General features: G+C 70.0%; 15 protein-coding genes. 7 read left to right on the top strand and 8 right to left on the bottom strand.

Annotation, left to right across the window (positions count from 1 at the left end; translation table 11 throughout):
• Positions 1–2: 2 nt before the first annotated feature.
• Positions 3–1,028 (bottom strand): FUSC family protein, encoded by a 1,026-nt coding sequence (locus ACWGO6_RS07235; RefSeq protein ID WP_452326300.1) that lies wholly within the window; start codon positions 1,026–1,028, stop codon positions 3–5.
• Positions 1,029–1,172: 144 nt separating this feature from the next.
• A complete protein-coding gene (locus ACWGO6_RS07230; protein WP_136042370.1) occupies positions 1,173–1,532 on the bottom strand; it encodes a winged helix-turn-helix transcriptional regulator in 360 nt (119 codons plus the stop codon).
• 88 nt (positions 1,533–1,620) lie between these two features.
• Between ACWGO6_RS07230 and ACWGO6_RS07225 the strand changes: the two genes are divergently transcribed.
• Positions 1,621–2,964, top strand: coding sequence for an MFS transporter (locus ACWGO6_RS07225; protein ID WP_452326299.1), 1,344 nt, complete (start codon positions 1,621–1,623; stop codon positions 2,962–2,964).
• A gap of 68 nt (positions 2,965–3,032) precedes the next feature.
• Here ACWGO6_RS07225 and ACWGO6_RS07220 read toward each other — a convergent pair whose 3' ends face one another.
• Together ACWGO6_RS07220 and ACWGO6_RS07215 are read right to left on the bottom strand one after the other, a co-directional pair.
• Positions 3,033–3,806 carry a MarR family winged helix-turn-helix transcriptional regulator gene (locus tag ACWGO6_RS07220; RefSeq protein WP_452326298.1) on the bottom strand — a complete coding sequence of 258 codons (774 nt, stop codon included), beginning with the start codon at positions 3,804–3,806 and terminating at the stop codon, positions 3,033–3,035.
• Positions 3,807–3,885: 79 nt separating this feature from the next.
• A complete protein-coding gene (locus ACWGO6_RS07215) occupies positions 3,886–4,134 on the bottom strand; it encodes a hypothetical protein (protein WP_452326297.1) in 249 nt (82 codons plus the stop codon).
• 18 nt (positions 4,135–4,152) lie between these two features.
• On the opposite strand from ACWGO6_RS07215, the gene ACWGO6_RS07210 reads away from it, so the two are divergent.
• Positions 4,153–4,512 (top strand): MarR family winged helix-turn-helix transcriptional regulator, encoded by a 360-nt coding sequence (locus ACWGO6_RS07210; RefSeq protein WP_452326296.1) that lies wholly within the window; start codon positions 4,153–4,155, stop codon positions 4,510–4,512.
• A 128-nt stretch (positions 4,513–4,640) separates the two neighbouring features.
• Here ACWGO6_RS07210 and ACWGO6_RS07205 read toward each other — a convergent pair whose 3' ends face one another.
• The 3 genes from ACWGO6_RS07205 to ACWGO6_RS07195 form a co-directional block, all read right to left on the bottom strand.
• Positions 4,641–5,558 (bottom strand): cation diffusion facilitator family transporter, encoded by a 918-nt coding sequence (locus ACWGO6_RS07205; protein WP_452326295.1) that lies wholly within the window; start codon positions 5,556–5,558, stop codon positions 4,641–4,643.
• A 207-nt stretch (positions 5,559–5,765) separates the two neighbouring features.
• On the bottom strand, positions 5,766–7,172 hold the full coding sequence (locus tag ACWGO6_RS07200) for an MFS transporter (protein ID WP_452326294.1): 1,407 nt from the start codon (positions 7,170–7,172) through the stop codon (positions 5,766–5,768).
• 150 nt (positions 7,173–7,322) lie between these two features.
• Positions 7,323–8,231, bottom strand: a complete 909-nt coding sequence (locus ACWGO6_RS07195; protein ID WP_452326293.1) for an Lrp/AsnC family transcriptional regulator — start codon at positions 8,229–8,231, stop codon at positions 7,323–7,325.
• A 210-nt stretch (positions 8,232–8,441) separates the two neighbouring features.
• Between ACWGO6_RS07195 and ACWGO6_RS07190 the strand changes: the two genes are divergently transcribed.
• The 4 genes from ACWGO6_RS07190 to speB are packed head-to-tail and all read left to right on the top strand — an operon-like array spanning position 8,442 to position 14,108.
• Positions 8,442–9,779, top strand: coding sequence for an MFS transporter (locus ACWGO6_RS07190; RefSeq protein WP_113681436.1), 1,338 nt, complete (start codon positions 8,442–8,444; stop codon positions 9,777–9,779).
• A 52-nt stretch (positions 9,780–9,831) separates the two neighbouring features.
• Positions 9,832–11,499 carry an amidohydrolase gene (locus ACWGO6_RS07185; protein ID WP_452326292.1) on the top strand — a complete coding sequence of 556 codons (1,668 nt, stop codon included), beginning with the start codon at positions 9,832–9,834 and terminating at the stop codon, positions 11,497–11,499.
• A 10-nt stretch (positions 11,500–11,509) separates the two neighbouring features.
• Positions 11,510–13,126 (top strand): thiamine pyrophosphate-binding protein, encoded by a 1,617-nt coding sequence (locus tag ACWGO6_RS07180; RefSeq protein ID WP_452326291.1) that lies wholly within the window; start codon positions 11,510–11,512, stop codon positions 13,124–13,126.
• A 34-nt stretch (positions 13,127–13,160) separates the two neighbouring features.
• Positions 13,161–14,108 carry an agmatinase gene (speB, locus tag ACWGO6_RS07175; protein WP_452326290.1) on the top strand — a complete coding sequence of 316 codons (948 nt, stop codon included), beginning with the start codon at positions 13,161–13,163 and terminating at the stop codon, positions 14,106–14,108.
• 131 nt (positions 14,109–14,239) lie between these two features.
• On the opposite strand, the gene ACWGO6_RS07170 is transcribed toward speB, so the two are convergent.
• Positions 14,240–15,115: a serine protein kinase RIO gene (locus tag ACWGO6_RS07170; protein ID WP_136042378.1), complete on the bottom strand. Its 876-nt coding sequence runs from the start codon at positions 15,113–15,115 to the stop codon at positions 14,240–14,242.
• Between the two features lie 287 nt (positions 15,116–15,402).
• Between ACWGO6_RS07170 and ACWGO6_RS07165 the strand changes: the two genes are divergently transcribed.
• Positions 15,403–16,599 carry an MFS transporter gene (locus ACWGO6_RS07165; protein ID WP_452326289.1) on the top strand — a complete coding sequence of 399 codons (1,197 nt, stop codon included), beginning with the start codon at positions 15,403–15,405 and terminating at the stop codon, positions 16,597–16,599.
• Positions 16,600–16,662 lie beyond the last annotated feature (63 nt).

Raw genomic sequence — 16,662 nt, 5'->3', positions numbered from 1 at the left:
CGTCAGGCCTTCGACTGCCGCCGACGGAGTGCCGCCGACGCCACCGCGACCACGGTGCCGACGGCGACGCCGATCACGGTCTCGATCGCGCGGTCCTGCAAGAGCACGTCGACCGGTGTCGGCGCGGCGAGGTGCACCATGAGCAGCGCGAGCGGGGTGATGAACACCATCGCGATGCCGTAGTTGCGGCCGACGAACAGCTCGGCGGCGGCCTGCAGCAGTACGACGAGTGCGATGACGGCGAGCGGCGGCAGATCGATCGCGAGCACCCCCGCCGCGACGAGGATGCCGAGCAGGGTGCCGACGAGTCGCTGGATGCCGCGGATCACACGGGCGTTGAGCTGGGGGCCGCTGACCGCGGCGACCGCGCCGACCGCCGCCCAGTACCAGTGCGAATCCATGATCAGGAATCCCGCGAAGCCCGCACCCACGATCGCGACGGCCACGGTGGCAGCCATCTCCCACGCGATCGGTCCCACCGGCTGCCGGGAGCGGGGTGGTGCATCCTGCGCGCTGCGGGTGAACAGGCCGATTACTGCGGTGACGGCCAGCCCGAACAGCACGCTCGCGCCGCCGACCAGGAGCACGTCGCCGAAGGAGGCGGCCGTCGCGGGGATGGTCGCGCACGCGCCGACCGCGAATACCGGGAACAGCGGCCCGGGCGGGTGCCAGCGCATCGTGTACGCGAGCAGGGTGACGGCCGAGGCGATGACGGCGAGCACGAGGATGCTGACGGCGGCGGGAGCGGACACGACTGACAGCGCGGTGCCGATGAGCATCGCGGCGAGCAGGACTCCGCCGGCGCTCGCCTGCATCCGGATGCGGTCGCGGAACACGTCGTGGCGCCCGTAGAGCGCGGCGAAGGCGCCGAAGCTGGCGTAGATGCTCAGGTCGAGGCGCCCCAGCATCCACAGCACGAGAAGGGGGACGGCGACGCTGATCGCGGCCCGGAGCGCCACGCGGTGATCGCCGCGGTGCGGTCCGACGCGCAGGACGCCGGTCCACACTCGTCCCTGGGAATCCGCCACCGATCCAGCCTACGTCCGACGGCAGGCGGGTTAGCCCCCTGGCGAACCACCCCTTTGTGTGCGAGCTGCCCCTTTGAGGACGGTTTTAAAGGGGTGGTTCGCACCGAACGGGGTGGGTCGGCGTCTCTCGGAAGGGGGCGGCGGTCAGTTCGCGGCGGCGCGCTGCCGTCCGGCGTAGAGAGTGCCCCAGCGGGTCAGCTCCGTCAGTAGCGGCCCGGAGCTCGCGCCGAGTTCGCTGAGCCGGTACTCGACCTTGGGCGGCACCTCGCGATACACGGTGCGGGTGATGAGGCCGTCTTCCTCGAGCTCGCGCAGCTGGCGGGTGAGCACGCGCGCGGTCGGGTTCTCCAGAAGGCGTCCGAGCTCGCCGAAGCGGAGGACCTCGTGCTCGCCGAGCAGGGTCAGGATGCTGGGCTTCCAGGCCCCGCCGAGCACCGCGATCGACACCTCGGCGTCGCAGGTCTCGGTCCAGTCGCGGATGATCCGCTCGGTCTTCTCCCGCACGGCACGGCCCCCTTGGTATCCGAAGTGTCAGTACGTATCAGAAATGACCGTACTTGTGGCTTCTGTCTGTACTTTACAGACTGAGACCGTGACTTCAACCCCCACTCTCGACGGCACCCGCTCATCCCTCCGCCTCTGGTTCGCGATGGCTCCCCTCCTGCTCGGGGTGCTCATCGGCGCCCTCGCGATCAGCAGCGTTTCGACCGCGCTCCCGGCGATCCGCGGCGAGCTGGATCTGACCGATACCGAGGGGCTCTGGCTCGTCGATGTCTACGCGCTGTCGTTGGCCGCGACGTTGATCGTGGCGGCGAGGATCGGCGATGCATTCGGGCGAAAGACCATCGTCCTCATCGGCCTCGCCGGGTTCGCTGTTCTCAACGTGGTCGGCGGGCTCGCCTCCAGTGGCCTGGTGCTCATCGTCGTGCGCGCCCTGCTGGGCGTCGCCGAGGCGTTCGTCATCGCGGGCGTCGTCGCGACGATCGGCGCCAAGTTCCAGGCGCGCGAGCGCGTGCTCGCCTATGGGCTGTGGACGGCGACCTTCGGCACCGGAAGCGCACTCGGACCGGTGCTCGGCGGGCTGCTGGCCGAGGGACCCGGATGGCGCTGGCTGATGCTGGGCAGTGTTCCTCTCGCGGTGATCGCCGGGGTGCTGGCCGTGTGGCTCGTGCCCGACTCGCGCAGCTCGCAGCCGCCGTCGTGGGATGTGCTCAGCATCCTCTCCTCGATCGTCGCGCTCGGTGCCTTCGTCTTCGCCCTGCACGAGGCACTCGTGGCGCCGCTGCCGGCCCTGGTCGCGGCGGTGATCGCAGCCCTGACCCTGGTGTTCTTCGTGCGCAGGCAGGGCCGGCTCAGCGATCCGCTCATCGACATGCGGCTGTTCCGGGTGTCAGGGTTCAGTCCCGCGATCATCCGGATCGTGGTGAGCAGCGGGGCGTCAGCGGCATCGGTCCTGCTGGTGAGTCTGCATCTGCAGGACTCGCGCGGGCAGAGCGCGGCTGAGGCGGGCATCGCACTACTCCCGCAGGCGGTGGCCATCGCGATCGGTGGCGTCGTGGCGCCCCTGGCCCTGCGCTGGCTGTCGGCGAACGCGCTGACAGTGCTGGCACTCGTGCTGCAGGCCGTCGGGCTCGTCTGGCTCGCGTTCGACCCGGCGGTCGTGGCGGTCCCGCTCGTGCTCGTCGGACTCGGGTTCGGCGTCGGTGCGACGCTCGCCGCGACGGCTCTGTTCGAGGTGACGACCGAGGATCAGGCCGGCCAGGTCGGCGCGATCCAGGAGGTGGGCTTCGCGCTCGGAGGCGGGCTCGGCATCGCGGTGTTCGGCACCATCGCCGCCGTCCTGGTGACGGGCGGGTTCGTCGCGGCGGTGCTCGTGGCGGCCGCGGTCGTCGCGACCGCCGCCCTGCTCCCGCTGGTGCGGCGCGCTTCGCGCTGACCCGCCACTGACAGCGAGAAACGCCCCACCCGGTCGTCGGGTGGGGCGTTTCTCTGAGGAGGGTGAGATTAGGCGTCGCGACCGCGGGTGAATCCCGCGTCGAAGCCGCGCTCGAACGCGTGCTGGGCGATGCGCTCGGCACGGTGCGGACCGTGTCCGTGCTCATTGTGGCCGGGGTGCCCGTGCCCGCGGCCGTGCCCGCGGTGTCCGGCACCCGCTTCGCCGTGTCGGCAGCCGTGCTCAGCATCCGGTCCGAAGCCGTGCGCGACATCCGGGCCGAAGCCGTGCTCCGGTCCGTGACCGAAGTCGCGGCCGTCGCTGTGATCGAAGCCGTGCTCGTGACCGAAGCCGCGACCGAACCGGCGCCCGAAGCCGCGCGGGAAGCCGCGGCCGTGGCGGGGTCCGCCGAAGCCGTGCCGGCGACCGCGGGGCAGAGGGGTCTCCTCGTCCCAGCCGAAGGCGCGGGCGATTTTCTCGAGCGAGGCGAGCGTGGTGGCCATCTCCTCGTCGGAGACGGCGCTCGACACCTTCGCGCGGATGCCGTCGACGAGGGCGCCGAGGCGGTCCTTCGCCACGCGGCCCTCGTCGGTGAGCGTCCAGCCGTCGCCCTCGGGGGTGACCCAGCCGCGCTCGACGAGTCGGTGCAGCTTGTGTGCGTTCAGGGGACGGTCCGCCGTGACGGTGCCGTCGACGATGTTGAGGATCCGCCAGTCGCGGCGGGTGACGTGCTCACCGTCGAAGGCGGCGGCGAACTCGGCCGCCATCAGGCGGTCGGCGGCCTTCAGCCAGTAGCCGAAGGGGCGGGTGGTGTTCTCGGGGTTCTGTGATTCAGAGGTGTTCATGGGAAGTCCTTAGTTGTCAGTGTGCATGTGAATGTCACAGTGCATGTACATGTAGTGTGACATGGAGTCGCAATGCATGTCAAGTCGCATGTAAAATCGAGCCGTGACCACCGAACCGCACGACCCCGCCGCGCAGGATCCCGCCGAATCCATCGCGCAGGCGCTGTCCCGCCTGCGCGGGCGTCGTCCCGGTGATCGGGGTCCAGGCGGTCGCGGCGCCGCCGAGCGCGGTCGCGGTCACGGAGGCCCGCACGGCTGGCACGGCGGTCCGCACGCGGGTTCGCATGGCGACGACGCTCACGATCACTTCGACCACCACCGTGGTCACCCGGGCATGCCCCCCTGGATGTCCGACCCGTCCGGTCGGCTCGGCGGCCCCGCTCGCATGCGCATGCTCGAGGCCCTGGCCGCGGCATCCGCTCCGCTCAGCGTCAGCGACCTCGGCATCGCGATCGGGGTCGATCAGCCGCGCGCTTCACGGCTCGTGCAGCAGGGCGTCGAGCGCGGCTTCGTGCGCCGCGAGGCCGACCCCGACGACGCGCGACGCACGCGCATCGCGCTGACCGACGAGGGGCGCAAGCTCGCCCGCGGCATGCGCGGTGAGCGTCGCGAGATGCTCACGACCGCGCTCGCATCCTTCACCGATGACGAGCGCGTCGAGCTCGCCCGGCTGCTGAACAAGCTCGCCGACAACTGGCAGCGCTGAACAAGCTCGCCGACAACTGGCAGCGCTGAACAAGCTCGCCGACCACTGGCAGCGCTGAACAAGCTCGCCGACAACTGGCAGCGCTGAACAAGCTCGCCGACAACTGGCAGCGCTGAGCCGGCCGGGCTCTAAGCGCGCGCGAACTCGAGCGACGGCTCGTCGTCGACCGAGAGCGACAGCACGACCGTCTCGACGGCCTCATGCGCCTCGATCCGCCGCTCGACGTCGCGCAGCCGTCGGGCCACATCGTGCTCGCGGGCGTCGCCGGCCAGGTCGATCTCGGCCACGATGAACAGCCGGTTCGGACCCACGTACTCGATGTGCAGGTAGGTGACGCGTTCGATCTGGTCGAGTCCGAGCAGGGCGGTGCCGACACGGGCGCGCAGTTTCGGGGCCGCCGTGGCCCCGACGAGGAAGATGATGTTCCGCCGGATCAGGATGACCGCGACCACGCCGAGCAGCACGCCGACGAGGATCGAGCCGATCGCGTCCCAAGCCGCGACGCCGGTGATCTGGTGCATCGCGATGGCGCCCGCCGCGATCGCCAGGCCGATCAGCGCGGCGGAGTCCTCGAAGAACACGGCACGCAGCGTCGTGTCGCTCGTCTCCAGCACGAAGTCCCAGGTCGACGATCCGCGCTCCTTGGCGAGACGCCGCGACTTCACCATCGCCTGGGTGAACGACGCGCCTTCCAGCACGAACGAGACTCCGAGCACGATGTACGCGACCATCGGACTCTCGACGGGGCCGGTGTCGGACAGCTCCTGGATGCCGTGCATGACCGACACGATCGACCCCGCCGTGAAGATACCGAACGCGGCGATGAGCGACCACACGAAGGCGTTGCGTCCGTAGCCGAGGGGGTGCCGCGCATCCTTCGTCTTCGCGCCGCTGCGGTCGGCGATCAGCAGGAACACCTCGTTGCCGGCATCCGCCCACGAGTGCGCCGCCTCGGCGACCATCGATGCCGAGGCGGTGATGATCGCGGCGATCGTCTTCGCCACCGCGACGAGGATGTTGGCGAGGAAGGCGAGGATCACGGTCACGCGGTCAGGCTACTCCCGCCGCACCGATGGCACCCCGACACAACTTCGGACTTCGATGACGACGCGCCGGGATGCGGAGCCCAAGCCCGGCGTGTCGCCCGCGAGATCCGAAGTTGTGGGGTCGTGCGGTCGGGCGGTCGGGCGTGTGGGCGGGCGGGCGTGTGGGCGTGCGGGTGCGCAGGCTACTCGCCGCGGGGCGTTCACGACTCAGCGGGGCGCCTTCACCGGGAGCAGCAGCAGGAAGCCGGCGATCAGGACGATCACGATGCCCAGGATGCCGTAGGCGGTCTGGCTCGTCAGGACGATCAGGAGCGTCCAGGCGCCGGAGGCCATCCAGCTCGCGGCGCGACCCGTCGTGGCGTAGAGGCCGAAGATCTCGCCCTCCCGGCCGGCCGGGGTGAGCCGTGCGAGGAAGGAGCGTGCCGCTGCCTGGGCGGGGCCGACGAACGCGCACAGGACGAGGCCGCCGATCCAGAAGACCATAGACCCGGCGTCCCGCAGGAAGAAGACCGCGAGGCCGGCGACGATCATCGATCCGATCGAGGCGAGGATGATCCGCTTCGGCCCGAGGCGGTCGTCGAGTCGGCCGGCGGCGATCGTGGAGACGCCGGCGATCAGGTTCGCGACGATGCCGAAGACGATGATGTCCTGCGCCTCGAACTTGAACACGGCCGTGCCGATGATCGCTCCGAACGCGAACACTCCGCCCAGGCCGTCACGGAACACAGCGCTCGCCAGCAGGTACCAGAAGGTCGGCCGCGTCTCCTCGTTGCGGTACAGCCCCGCGACGTCCTTCACCAGCAGCGGATAGGAGGCGAAGAAGCCGACCTTGCGCTCCGGGCGGCCGAGCGACGGCTCCGGCACGTTGAGGAAGATCGGGATGCTGAAGACGATCGCCCATACGGCGCATCCGACGGCGATCAGTCGATAGGCGAGGCCGTTGTCGGTCGACATGCCGAACCAGTCGAAGGTGTCGAGCACCACGACGATCACCAGGGCGATGATGCCGCCGAGGTACCCGAAGCCCCATCCGAGCCCCGAGATGCGGCCGACGTTCTTCGGGTTCGCGATGCCGATGAGCATCGCGTTGGAGTTCACCGCGGCGATCTCCTGGAACACGGTCGCGGCCGAGATCAGGGCGACGCCCAGCCAGAACAGGCTCGGCGTCGGTTCGACGAACCACAGGCCCAGCATGCAGAGGATCAGGGCTCCGGTGCCGATCCCGAGCCAGAGCTTCTGGCGCCCCGCGGCATCCGCCCGCTGGCCGAGCACGGGGGCGAGCAGCAGGATGCCGAAGGCCGCGATGGTCGAGCCGAGGCCCAGGCCGGAGGCGAGGTCTGCCTCCGCGGCCATCCGAGCCGGGTCGCTCGCATCGAGTGCTGCGACGTCGGCGGGGAGGAAGCCCTCGCCGACGAGGTAGAGCGCGGTGAACACGAACGTGAGGATGACGGTGTTGAAGGGCTGCGTCGCCCAGTCCCACAGCGCCCACGAGTAGACCTGCTTCTTGGGCGCGGGTGTCTCGCCGCGCAGGTCGAGGCCGACGACGGCGACGGCACCGCTGTTCGCGGTGGCCACGGGCTCGGGGACGCCCTGGCGAGGATCGGGTTCGCTCATGCTGGAAGTCTGGCCGCGCCCGGTGAACGGCCGGTGACGACGCGCCGCACGCAAACACCGCTCTCTCCCGCTTCCGGTCGCACTTGGTGACGCCCGCGCGTCCGGAAGGCGGCGCGAACTGCGACCGCAAGCACGCGCGAGAGACCCAGCTCAGTCCGTGCGCAGCGGCCGGAGGGTGCGGGCGTAGTCCTCCTTGAGCACGGCGAGGTGCAGCCAGGCCTCTATGCGCGTCACCCCGGGCAGCGCGCGCAGCCGCTCCAGGCTCGCGTACAGCGCTCCGGCGGAAGGCTCGACCAGCGTGGCCACGGCGTCGAACCGGCCGAGGGTGCGAGCGGCGAAGTCCACCCCTCGTCCGCGCCGCAGCTCGTCGATCACGGCATCGTCGTCGTCGCCGAGGGTCATGCCCACGCCCATCGACAGCTGCCGGTGGGCGAGGCCGCGCGCCTCGACCGCACTGATCTTGATCACTCCGCCGTCGATCAGCCGCTGCACCCTGGTGGCGACGGCGGAGGGGGAGAGCCGCACCTCCTCGCCCAGCGCGCGGAAGCTCTTGCGCCCGTCGGTCTGCAGCTGCTCGATCAGGGCCTCGTCGATCGCGTCGAGCGTGACGCCGCCGTGGTACTCGGAGACGAAGAACCCCTTGATCACGGTCGAGTAGATGATGGTGCTGATGTCGAGCACGCCGTCGATCGCGCGGATGAGAGCCAGCAGATCGTGCAGCTCCGACATCGACCCGACGCGCACCTCGGTGACCACATCGTGCGCGCCGCCGACCGCCGACACCAGCACGGTCTCGCTCATGTCGCGCAGGTGCTCGGCGACGAGCTCGACCGCGCCGTCGGTGCGGATGGAGATGTGGGCGAGCACATGCTGCCCGAGGAACACGGGATCGACGGCGGCCACGACCCGTACCGTCCGGTCGGCGAGCATCGTGCGCAGTCGTGCTGCGACGGCGGCCCGGGACTGCCCGAGTCGCTGGGCGAGGGAGAGGATGCTGGCGCGACCGTCTTCCTGCAGCGCACGGATCAGTTCGGCGTCGAAATCCATGGTTCCGCCCATTTCCTCAGTTTCCCGCGATCGCACGCTTCGCCGCGCGCATGTTCAGTGTAAGAGGGGGCGAGGCCGTGGGGAAGGCACGCATTGCACGAAACGACGATCAGATACTCAGTGAATACTCGTTCTCGCTGGAGTTCTGCCCTTGCCGGCGGCTCCACGCAGCCGTAGCATCCTTCGCTATCCGACATCTTCCGCAAAGGAGCGGGCACCCTCATGACCACTACCCCCACCAGCGGCACGCACAGCCGGGCACGCCGTGCCGGCATCGCCGCCTTCGTCGGCACCACCATCGAGTGGTACGACTTCTACGTCTACGCGACCGCCGCGGCGCTCGTCTTCGGTCCGCTGTTCTTCCCGAGCGGCGACCGGCTGGCCGAGACCGCAGCGGCCTTCGCGACCTTCGCGGTCGCCTTCCTCGTCCGCCCCCTCGGCGGCATCATCTTCGGCCACATCGGCGACAAGCTCGGCCGGCGCACGTCGCTCGTCATCACGCTGCTGATGATGGGAGCGGCCACGGTGCTCGTCGGCTGCCTTCCGACCTACGAGAACATCGGCATCCTCGCCCCGATCCTCCTGATCCTGCTCCGCGCGGTGCAGGGCCTCGCGGTCGGCGGCGAATGGGGCGGCGCGGTGCTCATGAGCGTCGAGCACGCCCCCGAGAAGTCGAAGACCTTCTACGGCGGCTTCACGCAGCTCGGCAACCCGGCCGGCGCGCTGCTGGCATCGGGCATCTTCGCGATCATGACCCGGATGGGCGACGACTTCATCATCAACGGTGGCTGGCGCATCCCGTTCCTGCTGTCGATCGTGCTGGTCGGCGTCGGCTTCTGGGTCCGTTATCGCGTCGAGGAGACCCCGGTCTTCGAGGCGAAGGTCGAGGGCCGCAAGCAGTCGATGCCGCTGGCCTTCGCGCTGCGCACCAACTGGCGCCCGATCCTGCTCGGCATCGGCATCCTGCCCATCTCGACCGGCGGTTACTACCTGGCCACCACCTTCGCCACGGCCTATGCCACCGGCGACACGGTCGCGATCAGCGAGCAGGTCATCCTCGATGCCATGACGATCGCCTCCTTCGTGGAGTTCGTCGTGACCCTCCCCGTCGCCTGGCTGGGCGACAAGTGGGGGCGGAAGAACGTCATGTACATCGGTCTGATCACCTCGGTGCTCACCTTCGTGCCGTTCCTGCTGATCCTGCCCGGACGCATCGAACCGCTCATCTTCCTGTTCGCCTCGCTGGTGCGCATCGCGATGAGCGCCACCTACGCACCGATCGCCGCCCTGCTCTCGCAGATGTTCCGCCCGCAGGCCCGCTACACCTCGATCGCGCTGTCCTACGGTGTCGGCGCAGCGGTCTGGGCCGGATTCTCGCCGTGGTTCGCGACGCAGCTGATCGCCTGGACGGGCAGCATCTGGTCGGTGATCGCGATGTTCATCGGCATGGCCCTCATCGCCGGAATCTGCACCCGCCTCGCGCCGCAGCACTCCGACGAGGCTCCCGTGACGGCGTCCTTCACCGCGCGTACGGACACCACGGCGAACCGGCTGCCCTGACCGGCGCCGCCACCTCCGCCTCCCGTACGCCACGACCGCGAACAGGTTCCCCATGAGAAAGCTCACCCCCTTCGACCGCTCGGCTCAGACGGCTCCCCTTCTCCTGACCGCGCACGCCATCCATACCGCGGATGACGACGCCACCACGGCGACGGCGATGTTGACCGATCGCGGGCGCATCCTCGCGATCGGTACCCCCGCCGAGTGCGAGGCGGCGGCGGAGGGGGTGGGCCTCTCGCCCGAGCGCATCGATCTCGGCGACGCCGTGATCGTCCCCGGCTTCGTCGACGCGCACGCGCATCCGCTCATGTTCGGGCAGATGATGAGCTGGGTCGACTGCGGCCCCGAGAAGGCGGGCAGCATCCCCGAGATCGTGGCGCTGCTGAAGGCGGCGGCCGCCGAGCTTCCCGAGGGGCGCCCGGTGCGCGGCTACGGCTACGAGCAGCGCAACCTCGCCGAGAAGCGCCACCCCACCCGGTTCGAGCTCGACGAGGTCGCCGCCGACCGCGAGGTCTACCTCATGAACGCCTCGGGTCACGGCGGTGTGGTGAACTCGTACACGCTCGCCATCAACGATGTCGACAGGGACACCCCGAACCCCGACGGCGGAGAGTTCTTCCGCGACGCGGACGGCGAGCTCACCGGGGAGCTGTCGGATGCGGCCTGCAACATCCTCACCGGCGTCCACGGGGTGAAGATCGGCCACCACGGTCCGAACTTCCACCTGGCGGACGAGCCGGAGGAGCACCTGCGCCAACTCGACGCGGCGACGCAGCGGTTCCTGGCCGGGGGAGTGACCTCGATCGGCGACGCCCAGGTCACCCGTCGCGAGTTCGACATGTACCTGCGCCTCGCCGAGGCCGGGCGCCTGGAACTGCGCGTGTCGATGTACCTGCTGTCGCACCTGCTCGACGAGGCGCTCGAGATGGGTCTCGTCGGACAGTTCGGCAACGCGCACCTCAGCTTCGCCGGCATCAAGTTCTACGCCGACGGCACGCTGGGCGGCTGGACCGCATACTTCCCTGACGGCTACGTGGGCGATCCCTGCCGCACTGGCCAGCTGTATCACGAGCCCGCCGAGTACGAGGGGCTCATCCGCAAAGCGCACGCCGCGGGGTTGCAGACCGCGACCCACGCCCAGTCGCCCACCGCGATCGAGATGGTCGTGTCCGCGATCGAGGCCGCGCTCGCCGAGCACCCCGATCCCGACGCCCGTCACCGCATCGAGCACTGCGGCCTGCCGACTCCCGAGCAGATCGAGCGGATGGCCGCCTCCGGCATCCGTCCGGTCAACCAGACCCAGCACTACTTCAACTGGGGCGAAGGTGTGGAGGAGGCCATCGGCACTCCGGGCGAGCGCTTCAACCCGCTGGGCGAGTTCGAGCGCGCGGGCGTGCCGTTCACGATCTCGTCCGATGCCCCGGTCGCCGAGCCCATCCCGCTCGAAGCCATCCAGACGGCCGTGACCCGAGTCACGCGCCGGGGGCACAAGCTCGGGCCGGACGACCTGCGCGTCTCGGCGCTCGCAGCTCTGCGCGCACACACGATCGAAGGTGCCGTGTCGATCGGCCGCGAAGACGATCTGGGGTCGCTCGAAGTCGGCAAGTACGCCGACTTCGCGGTGCTCTCCGGCGATCTGCTGGCCGTCCCCGCCGAGGAGATCTCGGCGATCACGGTGCGCGAGACCTGGGTCGACGGCGTCCGTCGTCACCGAGTGTGAGGATGATCCGATGAGCAGCGACACCACAGCGGCAGAGCAGTACGCCGACACCGCCGGGCGCGCCGTACTGGAGACGATCCGCGCGTACGGGGTCACCGCGATCTTCGGCATCCCCGGCACCCACAACCTCGAGCTCTACCGCCCGCTCGCCGACCTCGGCATCCGCGCGGTGACGAACCGTCACGAGCAGGGCTCCGGCTACGGTGCCGACGGGTGGGCCCAGCAGACCGGCCTCCCCGGAGTCGTGATCACGACCTCCGGTCCCGGACTGCAGAACGCCATGAGCGCGATCGGCACGGCCTTCTGCGAGTCGCGCCCGCTCATCGTCCTCTCGCCGGGAGTGCCGCTCGGTGCGGAGTTCGCCGACGTCGGCACACTGCACGAGACGAAGGACGCGACGGCGATGGTCGCCGCGATCGCCGAGTGGTCGCGGCGGGTGACCAGCGCCGCCGAGGCGGTCGAGGCCGTGCACGATGCGTTCCACCTGTTCCGCACCGGCCGTCCGCGCCCCGTTCACATCGAGATCCCGCTCGACGTGCTGGAAGCGCCCGCCGACGTTCCCGCCGAGGCGCGGCAGCCGCGTCCGGTCCCTGCGCGGGTCTCGGGTGAGTCGGCTGCGCTCGCCGAAGCGGCCCGGCTACTGGCAGAGGCGAAGACCCCGGTGATCGTCGCCGGTGGGGGAGCCGTGGATGCCGCGCACGAGGTCACCCTCCTGGCCGAGCGCCTCGGAGCCCCGGTGCTGACCACGCTGAACGGCAAGGGCGTGGTCGACGAGCGGCATCCGCTCTCGCTCGGGTCGAACCTTCGTCTCGCCGCGGCCCGCGCGGTCGCGGAAGATGCCGACGTGCTGCTCGTGGTCGGCTCGAAGCTCGGCGAGGCCGAACTGTGGGCGCCGCGGCTCGAAGCCCGCGGGGCCGTGATCCGCATCGACATCTCGCTCGCGCAGCGCGACAAGAACCTCGCCGCGACGGTCGGGATCACGGGGGATGCAGCTGCCGTTCTGGACGCGCTGTCGACTGCCCTCCCCGCCGGTGTACGCCCGGCGCGTGACCTCACCGCCGAGCGCACCGCGATCGCCGCCGAGATGCGCGCGACCGCCCCCGACACGGTGGCACTGGCTGAGATCATCGTCGAGGCCCTGCCCGACGACGCGATCGTCGCGGGTGACTCGTCCCAGATCGTCTACATGGCGCTCGGCAGCGTGCTGTCGTCGGCGCATCCGCACTCCCTGCTCTACACCCCGACCTACGCCACCCTCGGCTACGGTCTCCCGGCAGCGATCGGTGCCGGAGTCGCGCAGACCGAGCACCCGGTCGTGACCGTGATCGGCGACGGCGCCCTGATGTTCTGCGTGAACGAGCTGGTGACGGCGGTCGAACAGCGCCTCGACATCACGATCGTGTGCGTCGACAACGGCGGGTATGCCGAGATCCGTCAGAACGAGGTCGACCGCGGCATGGAGCCGATCGGCGTCGACCTGGTACAGCCCGACTGGGCAGCGCTCGCCTCGGCCTTCGGCGCGACCGGGCGGCGGGTGGAACGCCGTGACGACATCGCATCGAGCATCCGCGCCGCGATCACCGACGGGGGAGTGCAGCTGGTGCACATCCCGCAGAGTGCGCTCTGAATCCCTCGACATCCCCGACGAACAGGAACGAGCAATGACCGACAACATCGGCCCCATCGACGCCTCCGTGAACCCGCGGTACTCCGGCATCGCGACCTTCGCCCGGCTGCCGCGTATCGAAGACGTGCCGCGTGCGGACATCGCCGTCGTCGGCATCCCCTTCGACTCCGGTGTGAGCTACCGACCGGGCACGCGCTTCGGCCCGTCGCACGTGCGGGAGTCCTCGCGGCTGCTGCGCCCCTACAATCCCGCCCAGGACGTGTCGCCGTTCGCGATCGCGCAGGTGGTGGACGCCGGGGACATCCCGGTCAACCCGTTCGATCTCACCGAGGCCGTGACCGAGGTCGAGCGCGCGGCGCTGGCGCTCGGCGAGCAGGTGCAGCGCATCGTCACGATCGGCGGCGACCACACGGTCGCTCTGCCACTGCTGCGTGCGGTGGCGGCGAAGCACGGGCCCGTGGCTGTGCTGCACTTCGATGCGCACCTCGACACCTGGGACACCTACTTCGGGGCCCCCATCACGCACGGCACTCCCTTCCGACGCGCGAGTGAGGAGGGGCTGATCGACCTCACCGCGAGCTGCCACGTCGGCACCCGTGGCCCCCTGTACTCCAAGCAGGACCTGGAGGACGACGAGCGCCTCGGCTTCTCGATCGTGTCGAGCGAATACATCGAGGAGCACGGGGTCGAGGCCGCCATCGCCCGCATCCTGCAGCGCATCGGCGACAAGCCGCTGTACGTGTCGATCGACATCGACGTGCTCGACCCCGCCCACGCGCCCGGCACCGGCACCCCCGAGGCCGGCGGGCTGACGAGCCGCGAGCTGCTGCGGATCTTGCGGGCACTGTCCTCGCAGAACATCGTCGGCGCGGATGTGGTCGAGGTGTCGCCCGCCTACGACCATGCGCAGATGACCGGCATCGCCGCGAGCCACGTCGTGTACGAGCTCGTGACGCTGCTGGCCGCCCGCCTCGCCGCCTAGCCCACGAGACTGACCCGTCTGTTCCGGTCGCAGTTCGTGCCGCCCGACGGCCGATCCTGCGGCACCAACTGCGACCGGAACGGACAGAAGCGGCAGCAACTGCGACCGGAACGGGCACGGGCGGCCCGGCCTCACGTGTACGACGCCGCGAGCAGCTCGGCGAACAGCTCCTCGGCGTCGCAGTCGACGCGGCGGCGGGCGAACCAGTCGCAGATGTTCACGCAGTCGCGGTGCAGCAGATCGAGCCCCTGCGGGTTCGCGATGATGTCGACGATCTGCGGCAGATCGATCACACGCACCCGCCCCTCGTGCACGAGCAGGTTGTACGCCGACAGGTCGCCGTGGGCGAAGCCGGCCGCGGCGAAGATCCGCATCAGCTGGACCACCTGGGCGTAGTACTCCTGCAGTTCGTGCCGGTCGCTGCGCACCTGGGCCAGGCGGGGTGCGGCCGTGCCGTCGGCGTCGCCGAGGAACTCCATCAGCAGCTCGGTGCCGTCGACCTGCACCGGGTACGGCACCGGTGCGCCGAGCTCCCACATCCGGCACAGCGCCTCGAACTCGGCGAACGACCACTGTGCCGCGGCGACCGCGCGACCGTGCTCCGACTTCTTCGCGAGGGCTCGGGTGTCGCGGGTGTTCCGGGTGCTGCGGCCCTCGGTGTACACCGACGAGCGATGGAAGCTGCGGTGCTCCGCGCTGCGGTAGCGCTTCGCCGCCAGCAGTGTGCGCTGCGTCGGGTCGTCCGGCACTGCGCGTTCCAGCAGGAAGACGTCGGCCTCCTTGCCGGTCTTGAGGATGCCGCGCTCGGTGTCGAGCGCGCCGGCCGAGGTCACCACCCACGCCGGCCATGGCTCGGGGCCGCGCTCGGATGGGGTGATCGCCGGCCAGGTGGACCAGCGTTGCCCCTCTCCGGGATCGACGTCGGCGAAGGAGAGTTCGGTTTCGAGGGATTCGAACGAGGATGCGTCGAAGGACGCGGCTTCCGAGGAAGCGAAGAGTTCAGACAAGGTGTGGCTCCGGGAGCAGGAGGCCACGCCGGGATCAGGAGCGGGTGGCCTCGAGGGGAAGGTGGTCGGCGGTGAGCGCGACAACGACGATGTTCATGTCCTCGGCTCCTTCCGCTCGGGCTTCCCGGGCTCGTCCCGGTGCGTCGTCGAGCATAGGGCGTCGGCGGTGCGCTTGTCCAGACATCCTGGCTGAACCGACGGGGAGATGAATCGCGACCCGGACGATCGGTCGGTTGCGGCGGACGACCGGTCGGGCGGCGGCATCCGGATGCTGCGAACGTGGAACCATGACCACCACAGCGCCCGTCCCCACCGTGCCGGCCACGGCCGTCACCCGCATCCGCTACGGCGGACTCATCGTCCTGATGCTGATGGGCTTCCTGCTGGTCACGGCCGAGTTCCTCCCCAACGGCGTGCTGACCGAGATGGCCGACGGCCTCGGGGTCACCCCCGGTCAGGCCGGGCAGACGGTGACGGTCACGGCACTCGTCGGCCTCGTCGTCGCGCCGACGGTCGGACTCATCTTCCCGCGCCTCGACCGGCGGTCGCTGCTGGTGTGGATGGCGCTCGCCGCGGCGGTGTCGAACCTCATCGTGGCGATCTCGCCGAACCTGATCATCGTGCTGCTGGCGCGCTTCCTGCTGGGTGCCGCGATCAGCGCCTTCTGGGCGATGTCGATCACGGTCGCCGCCCGGCTCGCGGGTCCGGAGAACCTGGGTCGCGGCGTGATGTTCACCTCGGCCGGAGTCTCGCTGGCCACGGTGGCGGGCGTGCCGCTGGGTGTGATGCTGAGCGAACTGGTCGACTGGCGGATGGTCTTCGCCCTCGCAGGCGGGTTCATGGTCGTGCTCGCGGTGGTGCTGCGGTTCGCACTGCCGTCGGTGCCGGCCGAACGCGCGTCGAGCCTGCGGCTCCTCGTCGACACCCTGCGCCGGCCGGGAATCGGGCTCGGGATGATCGGGCACGTGCTCGTCGTGCTCGGGCACTTCCTCGCCTACACCTACGTGCGTCTGGCGCTCGAGCGCATCCCCGAGGTCGATGCCTCGACGATCGTGGTGCTGCTCGCGCTGTTCGGCGTCGGCGGCCTGCTCGGCAACATCACGATCGGGCTGGTCATCGACCGCACGTTCGCCTTCTTCGCGGTGTTCGCCCCGCTGGTGATCGCCGTGTCCATGATCTCGATGATCCTGTTCTCCGGCTCGATCCTGGGCGTGGGCATCGTGGTGGTGGTGTGGGGCTTCTTCTTCTCGTCCTGGCTGATCGTCGCCAACACCTGGGTCGGACACCGGATGCCGGATCGGCTCGAGGCCGGCGGTAGCCTCGTGGTCGTGGGGTTTCAGGGGGCGATCACCCTGGCCGCGGGCGTGGGCGGACTGCTCGTCGACACCCTGAACGTCGAGCTGGTCTACGTGCTGGGTGCGTCTGCGCTGCTCGCGGGTGCCGTGCTCTTCGGAGTGTCGAACCGGGTCAGCAGTCGGGCCTGATCCGGGTGCGCGCCGATCCGCTGCCGGCGGCCCGCCGCGCCACTCTCGCTTCCTCGTGCGTGC

This window comes from Microbacterium sp. NPDC055665 (assembly GCF_053618035.1).
This window is presented reverse-complemented; position numbering and strand designations above follow the sequence as displayed.